16 protein-coding genes are annotated in these 14,878 nt (G+C 50.5%); 9 read left to right on the top strand and 7 right to left on the bottom strand.

All coding sequences use genetic code 11. The features are described from left to right. Positions 1-18: 18 nt before the first annotated feature. The 3 genes from DYD62_RS19340 to DYD62_RS19330 all read left to right on the top strand — a co-directional run bounded on the left by DYD62_RS19340 (position 19) and on the right by DYD62_RS19330 (position 2,110). A complete protein-coding gene (locus DYD62_RS19340) occupies positions 19-597 on the top strand; it encodes a hypothetical protein (protein WP_115229185.1) in 579 nt (192 codons plus the stop codon). Between the two features lie 37 nt (positions 598-634). Next, positions 635-1,387: a hypothetical protein gene (locus tag DYD62_RS19335; protein WP_115229182.1), complete on the top strand. Its 753-nt coding sequence runs from the start codon at positions 635-637 to the stop codon at positions 1,385-1,387. 171 nt (positions 1,388-1,558) lie between these two features. Next, positions 1,559-2,110 (top strand): NADPH-dependent FMN reductase, encoded by a 552-nt coding sequence (locus tag DYD62_RS19330; RefSeq protein ID WP_115229180.1) that lies wholly within the window; start codon positions 1,559-1,561, stop codon positions 2,108-2,110. 313 nt (positions 2,111-2,423) lie between these two features. On the opposite strand, the gene DYD62_RS19325 is transcribed toward DYD62_RS19330, so the two are convergent. Then, positions 2,424-3,203 (bottom strand): DODA-type extradiol aromatic ring-opening family dioxygenase, encoded by a 780-nt coding sequence (locus DYD62_RS19325; RefSeq protein ID WP_115229177.1) that lies wholly within the window; start codon positions 3,201-3,203, stop codon positions 2,424-2,426. Between the two features lie 177 nt (positions 3,204-3,380). Next, positions 3,381-3,788 carry a DoxX family protein gene (locus tag DYD62_RS19320; RefSeq protein WP_115229175.1) on the bottom strand — a complete coding sequence of 136 codons (408 nt, stop codon included), beginning with the start codon at positions 3,786-3,788 and terminating at the stop codon, positions 3,381-3,383. A 207-nt stretch (positions 3,789-3,995) separates the two neighbouring features. Between DYD62_RS19320 and DYD62_RS19315 the strand changes: the two genes are divergently transcribed. The 3 genes from DYD62_RS19315 to eco all read left to right on the top strand — a co-directional run bounded on the left by DYD62_RS19315 (position 3,996) and on the right by eco (position 6,144). After that, positions 3,996-4,910, top strand: a complete 915-nt coding sequence (locus DYD62_RS19315; protein WP_115229981.1) for a LysR family transcriptional regulator — start codon at positions 3,996-3,998, stop codon at positions 4,908-4,910. A 70-nt stretch (positions 4,911-4,980) separates the two neighbouring features. Beyond that, entirely contained in the window at positions 4,981-5,493 is a 513-nt protein-coding gene (locus DYD62_RS19310; RefSeq protein ID WP_115229172.1) for a hypothetical protein, read from the top strand. Between the two features lie 183 nt (positions 5,494-5,676). After that, on the top strand, positions 5,677-6,144 hold the full coding sequence (eco, locus tag DYD62_RS19305; RefSeq protein WP_115229170.1) for a serine protease inhibitor ecotin: 468 nt from the start codon (positions 5,677-5,679) through the stop codon (positions 6,142-6,144). Positions 6,145-6,239: 95 nt separating this feature from the next. Here the strand turns inward: eco and DYD62_RS19300 are convergent, their stop codons facing one another. The 3 genes from DYD62_RS19300 to DYD62_RS19290 all read right to left on the bottom strand — a co-directional run bounded on the left by DYD62_RS19300 (position 6,240) and on the right by DYD62_RS19290 (position 8,557). Continuing rightward, complete coding sequence (locus tag DYD62_RS19300) at positions 6,240-6,671, bottom strand: SRPBCC family protein (protein ID WP_115229168.1); 432 nt, start codon at positions 6,669-6,671, stop codon at positions 6,240-6,242. 377 nt (positions 6,672-7,048) lie between these two features. Further along, positions 7,049-7,786, bottom strand: a complete 738-nt coding sequence (locus tag DYD62_RS19295) for an ankyrin repeat domain-containing protein (protein WP_115229166.1) — start codon at positions 7,784-7,786, stop codon at positions 7,049-7,051. Between the two features lie 174 nt (positions 7,787-7,960). After that, positions 7,961-8,557 carry a DUF6988 family protein gene (locus DYD62_RS19290; protein ID WP_115229164.1) on the bottom strand — a complete coding sequence of 199 codons (597 nt, stop codon included), beginning with the start codon at positions 8,555-8,557 and terminating at the stop codon, positions 7,961-7,963. Between the two features lie 259 nt (positions 8,558-8,816). On the opposite strand from DYD62_RS19290, the gene DYD62_RS19285 reads away from it, so the two are divergent. Continuing rightward, entirely contained in the window at positions 8,817-9,164 is a 348-nt protein-coding gene (locus tag DYD62_RS19285; RefSeq protein ID WP_115229161.1) for a hypothetical protein, read from the top strand. A 67-nt stretch (positions 9,165-9,231) separates the two neighbouring features. Here DYD62_RS19285 and DYD62_RS24325 read toward each other — a convergent pair whose 3' ends face one another. Continuing rightward, positions 9,232-10,551, bottom strand: coding sequence for a methyl-accepting chemotaxis protein (locus tag DYD62_RS24325; RefSeq protein WP_115229159.1), 1,320 nt, complete (start codon positions 10,549-10,551; stop codon positions 9,232-9,234). A gap of 172 nt (positions 10,552-10,723) precedes the next feature. Continuing rightward, positions 10,724-11,575 (bottom strand): FecR domain-containing protein, encoded by an 852-nt coding sequence (locus tag DYD62_RS19275; protein ID WP_115229157.1) that lies wholly within the window; start codon positions 11,573-11,575, stop codon positions 10,724-10,726. An 81-nt stretch (positions 11,576-11,656) separates the two neighbouring features. Here DYD62_RS19275 and leuS point away from each other — a divergent pair, with 81 nt between their 5' ends. Both leuS and DYD62_RS19265 read left to right on the top strand, forming a co-directional pair. After that, complete coding sequence (gene leuS / locus DYD62_RS19270; RefSeq protein WP_115229155.1) at positions 11,657-14,266, top strand: leucine--tRNA ligase; 2,610 nt, start codon at positions 11,657-11,659, stop codon at positions 14,264-14,266. 61 nt (positions 14,267-14,327) lie between these two features. Beyond that, complete coding sequence (locus tag DYD62_RS19265) at positions 14,328-14,861, top strand: LPS-assembly lipoprotein LptE (protein ID WP_115229153.1); 534 nt, start codon at positions 14,328-14,330, stop codon at positions 14,859-14,861. Positions 14,862-14,878: the final 17 nt, after the last annotated feature.

Raw genomic sequence — 14,878 nt, 5'->3', positions numbered from 1 at the left:
CTGACCGGGTCTATCGCCATGAAATGGCCTTATTTAATTGCTGCAGCCTCCCTGATTGCCCTGAGCGCTTACTCACAATGGCCTGCAGACGCGCAATCCCCCCCCGCAGCACCCCCTTCTTCTTCCCCCTCCGGCATCATCAGTGTAAAAGCCCCTTGGCTTAGTGCCGCATCCACAGCCGGATCAGCAGAGCGGGTAAAGGATCAAGACCAAAATCACGATGGCGTACCCGATGAGGTTAATGCTTATATCAGGCAGCATTACGCCACCTCCCAGGTCAGCCAGCTCGCTTTTACCCAGCTGGCCCAGGGCTGGAGCAGCGCCATTTATGAGGTATCCACCCCGGAACAAGCCAAGCTGGCGGGTGAGAAAATTGCCCGTGGCATTGCCTGCTTGATGAGCGAGGGCGTCACTCAAAAAACCGGCAAAACAGTGCACGCCATGTATGACGAGCTGCTCAAGACCCGCGCCGAAATGCTGGGCACACCCCAGCGTACCGAGGCCTATTTACGCTTTCAAACCTTGGCCGCCGGCCAGTATTTTGCTGATCCCGGCAATCAGCCCTGCGATTTCCAGCCTGCACGTTTAGACAACTGAAACCACGCTTTACCCCGACACAAAACAGGAGCTAACCATGCTGAAACGCCTTATCCTGCTTGCCACTTTAATAGCCAGCCCGGTTTTTGCTGCGCCCGCTGCCGTGGTTTTTGTAAATGGCATTCAAAATACTTTTGATGATTCTGTTGCCAGCATGCTGGTACTCAAAGCCAATATGAAGGCCAAAAAACTGGATAAAGACTTTGTCTATGGCAATGCCTATAACGCCAGCAATGGTTTTTTTAGCGATATGTGGCAGGTATTCCAGCAAAAAAAACATGAGACGCAAAACGTCAAAGACTTCTGGCGCATGCTTGATGGCGGCACCACCCAGGCGGGCTGGATGAGCCAGGACATTTACGATAAATATTTAAATGCCTTAAGCACCAGCTCAATGCCTGAGCTGCCTGAGCATTTAAAAATGTACCGCCAGTATCTGGCCGAAGGACGCAAGCTGGTACTGGTTGCGCATTCACAAGGCAATCTCTACGCCAATACCGAGCAAAATATGCTGATTTCCGGCCCGCGCAACGCACAGGGCAAAATCAGCAGCGTAGGTGTGGCCAGCCCAGCGCAATATCTGTTGCCAGGCTCCAGCTATATCACCTCATCCTGGGATCAGGTGATTAACGGGCTGAGGATAATAAAAAACGCACTGCCATCGAATATCAGCATTGGCTTTCATCCCGCACAAGACATACTGGGGCATTCTTTTGTAAAAATTTATATGAACACCGAATACCCGGCTGCAGATCAGGTACTAAATAATGTCAGCCTGCAAGCTGCTTAAGCACTTGCAGCTTACTCAAGCCCAAGCACGTTTTCGCATTAGTTGTAATCAATCGCACATATAATCTGGCCATACCCGCTTGCACATTTGATTGCTGCGGCGTATCACTCTATGTGCGGGCAACAGCACAAACTGTTGGCGCACCGCATCATTCACTAAGGGATATTAAAGATGACTATCAAAGCAATCGGAATCTCTGGCAGCCTGCGTAAAGCCTCAACGAACAGTGGTCTGCTGCGTTGTGCTAAAGCCAATTTACCTGCGGGTATGGAATTAGAAATCGTCGATATCTCGGCGATTCCTTTTTATAACGGGGATATCGCAGCAGGCGATCGCCCTGCGGTATTGCTGGAGCTGCTGGCTAAAATTGCAGCGGCCGATGCGCTGGTATTAGCCTGCCCTGAATACAACTACTCGCTGGCCCCTGCCCTTAAAAACGTCATCGACTGGGCATCGCGCGAAGCCGATAACAAGGTGCTGAACGGCAAGCCAGTCGCCATTTTAGGTGCCGCGGGTGGCATGGGTTCCTCACGCTCGCAATATCATCTGCGCCAAGTCTGCGTGTTTGTAAACCTGCATCCGCTGGCCAAACCCGAAGTCTTTGCCAATGCCTTTGCTGGTGGCTTTGATGCTAATGGCAATGTAATTGATGAGGCCATCAGCAAAAATGTAGCGGCCCAGATGGTGGCATTGCAGGAATGGACAAAGCAGTTGCAGAAATAAGTTTCCGCTGCCCCCCCCTTTTTTTAGTGCCTCCGGCACGTTGATTTAGGTGCGGGCGTCCCGCGAATTATATGATTTTTGTGTGGCCAAGAAAGGAAGCGAAGCCACAACACCAATAACACGAAGGCCCCTTCACTGTGGACAATCGAGTCGGCGGCGGGCGGGATTGGCTCGCTGCCTCGCTCCCAAGCGATCCCCCGCCCCGCTTGTTCGGAGCTTGCGTGTTTCAAGGGGAGATTTAAGCCCCCTGCTACTAGCTGCGATACGAATCCAAATGGCTGGGTTTTAAAATACTTAAAACCTACAAAGCAACTTACTGCCAGCGATACACATCCATCGCCAATACCCCGCCAGTGATTCCACTATGGCTGCGCTCTACTTTTTCCCCCTGAGCAGCGCCCATCACCACAAAAATCGGTAAGAGATGCTCATCTGTTGGATGCGCACGGCTGGCTTCTGGTGCCTGACGGCGGTAATCGAGTAAGGCGCTGATATCGTTTGCCAAGAGCTTTTCATTCATCCATGCCTGGAAAGCAGGCACATAGGCTGGCACACGCGGATCGCCCTCGGTAATATCGCCCATTACTTCATACAGATTATGCGTCAGGCTGCCCGAGCCGATAATCATCACCCCTTCCTGCTGCAAACCAGCTAAAGCCTGCCCTAAGCGGTAATGATGCTCGGGGCCTTGCCTTGGCTGAATCGACAACTGCACCACAGGCACATCGGCATCCGGATACATCACCCTGAGCGGCACCCAGGCCCCATGATCCAAGCCCCGGCTGGGGTGAACGGCCACTGGCAAACCTGCGGCCTCTAATAAAGAAGCGACTTTTTCTGCCAACCACGGCGCGCCGGGCGCTGGGTATTGCAAATCAAACAGCTCTGCAGGAAAACCACCAAAATCATGAATCGTCTCCGGCTGGCTGACCGCCCCCACCGCAGGCTGTAAAGAGCCCCAATGCGCCGACACCATCAAAATCGCCTTAGGCTTAGGTAAATCTGCAACCAAAGCTTGCCAAGCCAGGCCCGTTTTCCCAGCATCCAAAGCCAGCATGGGAGAGCCATGAGAAATATAAAAACTGGGAAACATGGTGAATTCCTTGGTATTAGATATTTTAAGAACCTAAAGTCTGTAAACACAGATTCAAAACAGCACGCAGGTGCATTTTTTGTAGGGTGTACAACGACGAAGTCCTTGCGCACCCTATAAAAATCAAACCCAATCCTGTTAAGTTGGCAGGATTGGGGTTACCCGCCATACGATTATTTAATCAGCAAAACGAGGTGAGCGTTTCAGGGCAAATGCGCCGTCGCCCATCAAGACCTGTACCAGGGCCGCAGCAATCAGAAACACGGGGTATTCCCAGCCGCCATTGGCATTGCCAAACGACCAGCCATTAGCAAAGTGAACCGTGCTGGCACCAATCAATACCGGCAACAAGGCCGCTGCTACTAAACGCGGGTAAAGACCCAGCAACAGGAATAAGCCACCAAACACCTCAGCCCCCGCTACCGGATAAGCCATCCAGCCAGGAAAGCCTACCGAGGCAAAAAACTGCGCCGTGCCTGGCAGAGTAAACACAAACACTTTAGTTAAGCCATGAGCCAGAAACATAATGGCCAGAGCCGTGCGAAGAAAAAGGGCTGCGTATGGGGCGGTTTTGTGATCAATCATTTTGAATCTCCAGTGGTTTGCGCCATGTGTTTGGCATCGATGGAGTGCAGTATGACGATTGCCTCTTGAGGGATAAATACAGATATCCTCAAATAATTATCCCTGAATATGGGATAATTGGATGGGCATTGGCTGTGGCCCAAAGCAAAAGATCTTTTTGACTTTAATTACGGCGGGCCTCACCCCGCCCCAACACGAGCCACCATCATGGACAAACTCACCGCCATGCAAATCTTCACCCGGGTGGTTGACGCGGGTAGTTTTGTAAAGGCTGCCGATCAGCTGGATATCTCCACCAGCGCAGTATCACGTTTGGTTGCCGAGCTGGAGGCACATTTAAATACCCGTCTATTACAGCGCAGCACCCGCAAGCTCAGCCTCACCGAAGCGGGGCGGCTTTACCATGGGCGCTGTTTACAGATTTTAGGCGATGTGGCCGAGGCCGAATCGGAGCTGGGGCAGGAAGGCCAGCGGCCCTTTGGCCTGCTGCGGATTAATGTGCCGGTGTCTTTTGGCCAGCTACACCTCTCCCCGCTGATTTCGGCTTACCAACAGGCCCATCCCGATGTCATCGTAGAAGTCGAGCTGACCGACCGCAGCGTAGACTTAGTCGAAGAAGGCTTTGATCTGGCGCTGCGCATCTCAAGCCAGATCACCGATACGCTGGTGGCAAGGCGTTTGGCGACGATTCGTATTGTTACGGCCGCAGCACCCAGCTATCTGGCCAAGCATGGCAGGCCGCTCTCCCCTGCCGATTTAGCCAACCATAACTGCCTGATTTACACCCATGGCACACGCCGGGGCGAATGGGATTTTAGCGGGCCAGATGGCGATATCACGGTAAAAGTAGCCGGGCATTTTCGCGCTAATAATGGCGATCTGCTGCGCCGTGCTGCTCTAGCAGGGGAAGGCATTATTTGCGAGCCAAGCTTTTTAATTGGTGAGGACTTAGCCAGCGGCGCGCTGGAAATCCTACTGCCCGATTACGCCACGCCAGAGCTGGCCCTCTACGCCGTCTACCCCAGCCGCCGCCATCTTTCTGCCAAAATCCGCAGCTTTATCGACTTTCTGCCCGCCCAAATGAGCGAGCCCCCCGCATGGGATGGCTGGATGAAAAAATAAACGATTACATATACCAAGAGATTGCCGCTGTATATTGCCCACATCAAAGCCTGACTCGGACAAACGCCCCATGAAATCCATCTTACTGATCAGCACCCTCTGCTCACTTTTAGTGGCTTGCGGAGGGGGTGATGTCACCGTCAATAGCGACGGCATCAATATTGTTGCCGTCGATACCGTGCCCACAATCAATGCCCTGCGAGTGCTTGCCGGAGACAAAGACACCAGCGGCATCACCCCGATTAACGACGGCGTATTCATGGTGGAATGGGATGCAAAAGCGGTAGATGCAGTTACTTTTAATCTTTACCTCAGTAAAGATGCACTGGTCAGCGAGGAAGATACCGATTTGTTTCTTACACTCAACCCGGAAAAAAACGCCAGAGCAACTCTGAAATGGGAAAAAGACAAAGACAATATCTCTCTGTCTGGCGTGCCGACTTCGGTCAATTCATTTTTAAGCAATAATCCGGAAGGCAAAGGCTATATCATCGCCAAAGCATGTGGCTTTAAAGTAGATACTGCAGGCGGATCACGCAAAGAATGCGTGCAAAAAGAAGTGGCGATTAAGCTAAATAAATAATGTTTATTATTTTTAAAATAAATAGAAAAAACAGCCCTTTCTTTGCATTAGAAATGTGAGAAATATCATTAACTTTCCGTAAATAGTTGCTACTCTTTAAAGCAGATCATCAATATGATGCCTTATCAATCAGGCAATGCCCCTGCAATAAAGATGATCCAATAAACGCTTAAGGAAGATTAAATGAAAATTAAACTTTCCATCCTGACCGCCATCACCTGCGCCTGCAGCTTTGCCGCAAGCCCGGATCCAATGAAAGCCTTTCCTGCACCAGAAGCAGGCTTTGTGCGCAAAGTGATTCAGCTGCCTGAAGTTAAAAACCCGGAGCTGTATCGGGTGCAATTATTGCCAGGCAAAATAATGGAAGTCGATTGCAATACCAAAAATCTGGGTGGGCAATTGAAAAAAGAAACCGCTCAGGGCTGGGGATATGATTACTGGGTATTGCCACAGATTCAACCAGGCATCAGCACCATGATGGCATGCCCTCCAAATACGCCTAAAAAACAAGCGTTTGTCAGCGTCTATTCAGAAGAGCTGCACCGCTATAACTATAAATTACCCATGGTTATTTATGTGCCTGAAGGCGTTGAATTACGCTACCGTATTTGGTCTGCCAAAGATAAAACCCAAACTGCAGTAAATGGCTAATTAATCTATTTAAAAAGGCGATGCTGTCTCAATTAAATATTGAGCTGGCGTCGCCTTTTTAAATTGCTATCACTTATAGCATGTCTAATACCCAATTAAATATGCTCAGCCTGAGCGCCTTCTGCCTGCGCTTTAAGTCTTTGCAGGGTAATGGGCAGGCCCTTATCCACCAGCGGGGCAAGCATTCTAATTAATAGAGGTTTCAGCAGCCCAGCAAATGTCACACGATGTACCACTCTAGTACCGCCCTCAACGGCCACCAACTCGTGATCAAAATCCATGCGATACAAGAAGGTCTTGCTGCTTACCGTAAAGTGCCGATTAAGCTCAATCGCCGTCACTTCCATAGGCACCGTGTTGCCCTTGGTGGGCGTTAAACGCCCCTTAGAACCAAGCGTTAAGCCCTCTTTTAATGAAGAAGACTTCGTATCCGGATCCCATGCCTTCCAGTTATCAACATCCTGGTAAATACGAAAAATCGTTTCAGGTGCAGCGGCAATCACAACTTGCTTCTCTACGATATTCATCGCTTTTCCCAAGTAACAGCAAAGATAAACACCCACAAGGTGCAGCCAGATTTATGCCGTCATACTACACCCGTAGCTTTACGCAATTTACATAAACTTGTCAGTTTAATGTATTAATTTATTGTTTTTTTTATTACTAAGAAATGAAACAGGTTTATACAAAAAAACTGTAGAGCGGCTTAGCGGCAGGCGTAACCCCGCGACTCAAACAAGACTAGCTGGGTGGCAATGAGGAGGTGATTTGTGATTAGCGCATCGCTCAGCGCGGGTTAATGCAACTGACCCGCCCTACAGGGCTAACAAAGTCCGTAGCAACAGATCGGTAAATAGAAAAAAGTCAGACCACGTGTATTTCACATTAAAAGCATGGTCTGATTTCATTTATCCGTAGTGGTTGTCATTGCCGACTCGAGGCGACTCCAGTTCCCTGCATTGTGTAGCCGCTCGCGAGCCTCCACGTAAACTGAATTACCCTGAGAAGGGCGTCGCATTGGGTCTGCGCCAAATCTTACTAACACGGCAGTCGCTGCGATTGACTCATCGTCGGCCACTCTCGTTGTGTACTGAAGCGCCGCCAAGCCTTCTACCCCCACCACATTTGCATCAGCTCCCTGCATCATAGCGAGTTCGATGCCCGGAACGCAGTTTTCCTTGGCTTGTGAAATCAAAAGTCGGTTTGCATCCGTATGTCGGACACCTATCCGCTCAAGCTCAGCAAATATCTGACGAGCTTTCTCGGGTTCGTGTTTGCAGTTTGCCGCTACTTCAAAGACCCTGTCAGGCCCCCCTTTGCACAGCGCAGGCTTAGCGCCCTTAGAAATTAGTTCACTGAACACTACCGAGTTGTTAAAGGACATTGCATGGACAAGCGGGCAATCTGGTGGACTACCCACCGGTTCGTTCGCATTTTCGCGAGTGACCACCGACTCTGCACTCCGTGAGCATTCTTCCCCCTTAAGCAGCAAAAGAACTGGAGCATCTCGACAATGCCCGCCTAGAGCCCAACTCACAACAATCAAAGGCCCATAGGCGACGACTGGCAACCAGAGAGGCACAGTAACAAATACGATAGCCAATATAGCCAGAACAATGATGATTTTCGATAGTTTACTCATTTGACTCTAACGTTTGACATGAGCCCTATAGGGCGGGTTAGCCGCAGGCGCGGAAGTATTGAGGTTAGTCCTAGGTTTACCTTTTGCTATCCTTAAGTATCAGAATAACCACCATCTATAGTCGCAGGTGCAACCCGCGATTCAGGCATGCGAGAGGCAGCACCGAGTTAGAACTCACTCCTCTAGCCGTCTCTTAAAGCCCTCAAAAGTTCGTACCGCCAACTCATCATTACTAGCTAGTCGCGCAACGCCGATTACAGACCATGAGGCAATGATTTCAGCGAATTTCAGCACTTCAAGAACTTCATCTCGGGTGTAATTTGCTTCGATTCCATCCTCCGTGTTCCAGCGCTGCACATGGAGACCCCCAGTATGCGTATAGGCACACATTGATTTCCATGTCTGTTGCTTGATTTGCGACAGACGCTTTTCGTTAAATGATTCGAGCATTTCTAGCTCAGCCAGCTGGCAATCGACTTTAGGGGGTTCTTTTCCTCGAAGAAAGGAATCAACGATCGGATCGCTTGCGCATTGTGATAGCCACTCGCCACGGATATACGCTTCAAATTCGACTCGAAGGAGAGCGAAAGACGAAGCGAAAAGCTTTTCTTGAATAAGTAGAACGATTGCATGGTGATGATCTTGCGCAATTGCGAAGCACGAACCTGCAGCGCGCATGCGATTGGAGCTCGGCAGATCAAGCCCGTGGACGGACAGACGCAACTCCTCAACGTAACATCTTGCACGTTCAAGTTCCTCGGTGGTCAGCATGAGTCCTAACAAAATATACCCCCATAAAATGGCCGCCCTGTAGGGCAGATTAGCCGCAGGCGTAACCCACGATTCGGGACCGCTAATAAGCTGAAGAGCAATAATCGAGTAGGTAACGTGTAATTAGCGGCATGGCTCAGCGCTGGTCGATAAACCCAACCCGCACCAAAGAACCAACAAACAATGAAAATAATAAGTAAGATAACAACCATATAGCATAGCTATAATACTCACCAAAACCAAACTCAACAGGTAAGATATGCAACGACGATTACTTGCTTGCCTAACATTAATAACGCTGAACACCCACGCAGGTGTAATTGAAAATACCTCGCGTGAAATCAGCCGGGGTATCACGGACGGCGCAATACAAAGCACCACCAAAGCACTTGAACAAATTCAAAAAGATAACGAACGAAAAGCCAAAGAATATGCCGCAGATAATAAGCGCAGGCAGCGTTTAGCCAGTATCAGCGGCTGCGCAACAAACGCTAAAAAAACCAGCTGCAAATGCTTTGATAAGCAAGGTGGAATTGAAAACATTCTGGATGAGAAACAATGTATGGATGTGGTCAACCGCGGCTTGGCTGCCATCAATGATATGTAGAACTTGGGTAAACACCGCTATGGCATCGACGCTTGCAGCCATCGATGCCATTTTCACATTCGCAGCTTTACTTACTCTGTCTGACTAAACTTTCTACATCCAGCGTTGCGGCACTGGTTCTTTCTGCTAGTTTTCTGACTTCATCGGCCACCACGGCAAAGCCACGGCCTGCTTCTCCGGCGCGGGCGGCTTCGATGGCGGCGTTCAGCGCCAGCAGATTGGTCTGATCGGCAATCGATTTAATCGTACCGACAATGGTGGCGATTTCGGCCAGGCTTTTTTCTAAGCTTTGCCTTTGCGAGCTTTCGCCGCTCAGTGCTTCGGATTGTTTTTCGGCATCGATGGCGGCCAAAGCCCCCACCACGCGCAGCGCTGCGCCATTGCTGTCGCGGCGGGTTTTGCCTCTGGCGCGAAACCAATGGTATTCGTTGTTTTTACACTTCAGGCGGTATTCGATGTCGTAGGGGGTTTTGCCGGTTTTATCGTTTAAATGCGCGGCAAATGCATCAAGCACGCCTTGCTTTTCATCCGGGTGTAGGCGGCTGGCCCAGCTTTCCAGTACATCTGGAAACTCGTTCACCGAATGAAAACCCAATAAAGACCTGAATTGCTCTGACCACCAGAAAGCATTTTGCGGGTTAACCGGGTTATCCACATCGACTTCCATATCCCACAGGCCTTCAGACAGCATTGCGCTACTTAGCTCGAATCGGGTCAGAGTTTTATCAAGTTCGGCCTCGTGCTTTTTACGCAGGGAGATTCCCTCTAAAGAGCCAGCCACTCTGAGCGGTACGCCTTCGCTATTACGCTGAGTGGCCCCTCTGGCCCTAAACCAGCGATATTGCTTATCTTTGCATTGCAGGCGGTATTCAATATCGTAAGGAGTGCGTCCGCTTCTGTCATTTAAGTGATCGGCAAAGGCAGTTAGTGTGGTGTCTTTATCCTCAGGGTGCAAAAGGTTAGCCCAGCTCCCCAGCACATTGGGAAAATCCCGCTCATCGCTAAACCCCAGCAAATGCCTAAAGGTAGGCGACCACCAGAATACATTAGCGGGATTAACCGGATCACCCGCCACCACGCTCATATCCCAAAGGCCTTCACTTGATGCCCGGTTCACCAGATCAAAACGTGTTTCTAAAGCCGTGTACTGCGCTTGTTCCCTGGCTAATTCTTCCTGCAAAGCGCTTAATTCATCATGTAAAGCGCGTTTTTCATGCAGGGCAGCAGAAAGCTCTTCACTGGTTTTATGCCAGATGCGATGTAATTTATCGCCAATCGCTCGCAGCTTCTCGTCGCCATCCATGGTCCAACGTGGCATATCTCCACGCAAAGCCGCTTCGGCCGCGCTGTCTAATTGGCTAATCAGCCGACTTTGCTTAAAAAACATAGTGCACCTCAATCAATAGCCCGACCCAGACGGGATTTATATCAATCTAGTGCATTGCGGCTGTAGCTCTAAGAAAAAAACAAATATTTTTTACATAATTAGTAATTAATTAATTGCTTCAGTGTATTTTAAACATCAACCACTCGAAACAATTGTAAGTTAAAATCGTAAGCTAACGTCTAACCTCTGCCAGCGGAGTGGTAAATTGTGCGTGCACTTTACCCACCACGGCCCTAGCATCTGCTTCTGATGTGAGGCCCGCCAACACCACCCGATAGCGCCTAGCCTGGCTGCGAATTTTTACCGGATACCCCGCCTGCTGCAAGCGATCATAAAGCACCAAAGCCTCGTCTGCGCTGGCGTAATTGGCCCAGGTAATACGCCACGGTCCTTTTTCAGCAAGTACACCGGCATGGTTTTCTATTTCGGTTTCTGCCGCCCATTTTTTTAGTTTTTCTGGCTCTACTTTCCCAACGGGCAGAGGCTCCTGATCATGCGGGGCAATATAAAAACTTAAAGGCTCGTTCAGCTCCACCTGCGGCCTGCCCTCTGCTGCCACAGATATTTTGCCTTCCAGCAGGCACACCACGTCTTTATCACTATCGGCCTTGCCCCATAAATCGGTACCGCGTATCCCCGCTGTTACGGCGGCCACAGTGACTTTCACCTCACGCTGGCTGTTTTTATTCAATGCATTGGTCGTAAAGCGAAAAGCGCCGGTCACCATTTTTAGCGCAGCCTTAAAAACACTCCCCTCTTTGCCATTGGCTTCATTAAGTTGATCAAGGAATAAATGCGCATTTTCGCCCAGCTTCACCCGGCTCCCTTCGGGTAGCAGCAAGTAAACCCTTGCCCCTGCCCCGGTCGTGATCCGGTCTCCTGGTAAAAGCTGCATCTGGGGTGAGAGTGGTTTTTTTATCTCGCTGCGCTCCACCCATGCAGGCAGCTGCACGGATTCCACAATGGCGGGCCCAGCATGGGCAAGAGAGGCGAGTAATAAACCCATTAAAAGCACTAAACGCATATCAGCTTCCTTCTGAAACCCGAAATCCAGACATTCGGGATATAATCATCGGCTTTGTGTAAGTACAACGGGATTTCCGGCATGATCGAGCTCTATACACCGTCTGACATCGAGGCTGCGGCCCAGCAGCATTGGGAAAAAAATCAGGTTTTTGCGGCCATCGAAAAGGCCGGTCAGCCTAAATACTATTGTCTATCGATGTTCCCTTACCCAAGTGGCAAGCTCCACATGGGCCATGTGCGTAACTACACCATAGGCGATGTACTCTCACGCTTCCACGCTTTGAATGGTTTTAATGTGATGCAGCCTATGGGCTGGGACGCATTTGGCCTGCCTGCTGAAAACGCGGCCATGAAAAACAGCGTAGCGCCTGCAGAGTGGACTTATTCCAATATTGAATACATGAAAACCCAGCTCAAATCTTTGGGCCTGGCTGTCGATTGGAATCGTGAAATTGCCACCTGCAAGCCAGATTACTATCGCTGGGAGCAGTGGCTGTTTACCCGCCTATTTGAAAAAGGCGTGATTTATAAAAAGAGCGGCACCGTAAACTGGGATCCGGTAGATCAAACCGTGCTGGCGAACGAGCAAGTAGTGGATGGCCGCGGCTGGCGCTCTGGCGCTGTGGTTGAAAAGCGCGAAATCCCAATGTATTACTTCAAGATTACCGATTACGCCGAGCAATTGCTGCAAGACTTGGATCAGCTGGATGGCTGGCCAGAGCAGGTTAAAACCATGCAGCGCAATTGGATTGGCAAATCGCGCGGTATGGATGTGACCTTCCCGCTGGCAGAAGCATCAGACGAGATTGAATCACTCACCGTTTACACCACCCGCCCCGACACCCTGATGGGTGCAACTTATGTGGCCGTGGCTGCCGAGCACCCGCTGGCCACTTCAGCAGCCGTGGGCAATGCTGACTTGCAAGCCTTTATTGCCGAATGCAAAAGCGGCTCTGTGGCTGAAGCCGATATGGCAACCATGGAAAAGAAAGGCATGGATTCTGGCCATAAAGTACGCCATCCGCTAACAGGCGATTTACTGCCAGTGTGGGTAGCCAACTATGTGCTGATGAACTACGGCACCGGCGCGGTCATGGCCGTGCCTGCGCACGATGAGCGCGATTTTGCCTTTGCGCATAAATACAATCTGCCACTGAAAGCCGTAATCGAAACCTCTGCTGGCCGCGATGTGGCTGAGCCTTGGCAAGATGCCTACGGCGAGCACGGTATCTTGTTTAATTCCGGCGAGTTTGATGGCCTGAATTTCGAGCAGGCTTACGATGCTATGGCGGCTAAATTGTCCGCTCAAAATGCTGGCGCACCCAAAACTCAGTATCGCCTGCGCGACTGGGGTATTAGCCGTCAACGCTACTGGGGCTGCCCAATCCCTATTATTCATTGCGATGCCTGCGGTGATGTACCCGTACCAGAGCAAGATTTGCCGGTTGTACTGCCAGAAAATGTGATTCCAGATGGTGCTGGCTCGCCTTTGGCCCGTATGCCAGCGTTTTACGAAACAACATGCCCTAAGTGCGGCGCAGCTGCCAAGCGCGAAACCGACACCATGGATACCTTTGTTGAATCCTCATGGTATTACGCCCGCTACGCATCACCAAAATGCGAAACTGGCCTAGTAGACAAAGCCGCATCCGATCATTGGCTGCCGGTTGATCAGTATATCGGCGGAATTGAGCACGCCATTCTGCATCTTTTATATGCGCGCTTCTTCCACAAGCTGATGCGTGACGAAGGCCTAGTTTCTGGCGATGAGCCATTTAAAAAGCTGCTTACACAGGGCATGGTGGTGTGCGAAACGTTCTACCGCGATATGGATAACGGCGGCAAAGACTGGATTAACTTTGCCGATGTAGAAATCGAGCGCGATGCCAAGGGCAAAATGATTTCGGCCACCAGCAAGGCCGATGGCTTGCCAGTGATGGTAGCGGGCGTCGAAAAAATGTCCAAATCCAAAAACAACGGCGTTGATCCGCAAGAGCTAATCGAGCTGTACGGTGCAGATACCGCCCGCCTGTTTATGATGTTTGCCTCGCCACCAGAGCAATCTCTGGAATGGTCTGATGCCGGTGCCGAAGGCGCTCACCGCTTCCTGAAACGCTTCTGGAAGCTGTCGTTTGATCATGTCAGCTCTGGCGTGGTGGCTAAATATACAGCGGGTGAAATCAGCAAGGAGCAAAAAGCACTGCGCTTTGCCCTGCACACCGCCATAGCTAAAATCAGCGATGACTACAGCCGCCGTCAGCAATTTAACACCGTGATTGCAGCGGTCATGGAGCTGCTAAATACTTACTCCGGCATGCTTAATAAAGGCCAACTGGCAGATGCATCCGGCAAGGCAATCGCTCAGGAAGTACTGGAAGCCGCTGCTATTCTGCTTGCCCCTATCGTGCCGCATATTTGCGAAGCAATCTGGGCAGCGCTGGTGCCAGGCTCCAACTTACTGAACCAAAGTTGGCCAGTTGTTGACACCGCAGCGCTGGTGCAAGACGAAATTGAAATGATGATTCAGGTCAACGGTAAACTGCGTGGCAGCATTCGCGTTGCCAAGGACACGCCAAAAGAGCAAATTGAGGCGCTGGCGTTGAGCCATGAGCATGTGCAGAAGTTTATCGAAGGCACGCCGAAGAAAATCATCGTTGTACCTGGCCGTTTAGTCAGTATTGTGGTTTAAAAGGCCACAGCGGCATGGCCGTTGAAACCTGCGGGCAATTAATACGCGGGTTTCAACGGCCATGACCGGCTATTTATCCAACCCGCAGCTAACCATGGGCAAACCTATGCTTAAAGCCTTTATCTCTATGCTTCTGTTTGGCCTGCTGACAGGCTGCGGCTTTCATTTGCGCGGCACCGGGCCGGGCACCTTCCCTTACTCCACCGCCTTTGTGCTAGGGGAAACCAGTGTTGCATATCAGCTAAAACAAAGCCTGACCACTCTGCCGGGTGTCACCGTCACAAGCAGCAAAGCCGCCGTGGTGATCCATATCATCAATGAAAGCACCGAGCAAAAAGTGCTTACGGTAAATAATGCGGGCCGGGTTAGCGAATACCGTCTGTTTTATCGCGTTAATTACAGCGTGCAGGCCGGTGAGCAGCAGCTGATTGAAAATGGCAAATTGCAGCTCAACCGCGATTACAGCTACGACGAAAACAATAGCCTAGGTAAAGACGCGGAAGCAGGGCTTCTGATCACCGATATGCAGCAAGACGCAGCCCAGCAAATTTTGCGCCGCATCAGCGCACTGGCCAAATTGAAAGATGCGCCGTAAATCATCCTCATCCCATC

Origin of the sequence: Iodobacter fluviatilis (assembly GCF_900451195.1) — a bacterium.
Lineage (GTDB): Bacteria > Pseudomonadota > Gammaproteobacteria > Burkholderiales > Chitinibacteraceae > Iodobacter > Iodobacter fluviatilis.
Note: the sequence above shows the minus strand (reverse complement) of the source record. Positions and strands in the feature narration are given on the sequence as shown.

Bases quoted from the DNA above. Each gene is read 5' to 3' on its own strand.
- DYD62_RS19275 (WP_115229157.1), bottom strand. From the start codon at position 11,575: ATGCGTTTAGTGCTTTTAATGGGTTTATTACTCGCCTCTCTTGCCCAT.
- DYD62_RS19330 (WP_115229180.1), top strand. From the start codon at position 1,559: ATGACTATCAAAGCAATCGGAATCTCTGGCAGCCTGCGTAAAGCCTCA.
- DYD62_RS19300 (WP_115229168.1), bottom strand. From the start codon at position 6,671: ATGAATATCGTAGAGAAGCAAGTTGTGATTGCCGCTGCACCTGAAACG.
- DYD62_RS19310 (WP_115229172.1), top strand. From the start codon at position 4,981: ATGAAATCCATCTTACTGATCAGCACCCTCTGCTCACTTTTAGTGGCT.
- leuS (WP_115229155.1), top strand. From the start codon at position 11,657: ATGATCGAGCTCTATACACCGTCTGACATCGAGGCTGCGGCCCAGCAG.
- DYD62_RS19335 (WP_115229182.1), top strand. From the start codon at position 635: ATGCTGAAACGCCTTATCCTGCTTGCCACTTTAATAGCCAGCCCGGTT.
- DYD62_RS19340 (WP_115229185.1), top strand. From the start codon at position 19: ATGAAATGGCCTTATTTAATTGCTGCAGCCTCCCTGATTGCCCTGAGC.
- DYD62_RS19320 (WP_115229175.1), bottom strand. From the start codon at position 3,788: ATGATTGATCACAAAACCGCCCCATACGCAGCCCTTTTTCTTCGCACG.
- DYD62_RS24325 (WP_115229159.1), bottom strand. From the start codon at position 10,551: ATGTTTTTTAAGCAAAGTCGGCTGATTAGCCAATTAGACAGCGCGGCC.
- DYD62_RS19325 (WP_115229177.1), bottom strand. From the start codon at position 3,203: ATGTTTCCCAGTTTTTATATTTCTCATGGCTCTCCCATGCTGGCTTTG.
- DYD62_RS19290 (WP_115229164.1), bottom strand. From the start codon at position 8,557: ATGCTGACCACCGAGGAACTTGAACGTGCAAGATGTTACGTTGAGGAG.
- eco (WP_115229170.1), top strand. From the start codon at position 5,677: ATGAAAATTAAACTTTCCATCCTGACCGCCATCACCTGCGCCTGCAGC.
- DYD62_RS19285 (WP_115229161.1), top strand. From the start codon at position 8,817: ATGCAACGACGATTACTTGCTTGCCTAACATTAATAACGCTGAACACC.
- DYD62_RS19315 (WP_115229981.1), top strand. From the start codon at position 3,996: ATGGACAAACTCACCGCCATGCAAATCTTCACCCGGGTGGTTGACGCG.
- DYD62_RS19295 (WP_115229166.1), bottom strand. From the start codon at position 7,786: ATGAGTAAACTATCGAAAATCATCATTGTTCTGGCTATATTGGCTATC.
- DYD62_RS19265 (WP_115229153.1), top strand. From the start codon at position 14,328: ATGACCGGCTATTTATCCAACCCGCAGCTAACCATGGGCAAACCTATG.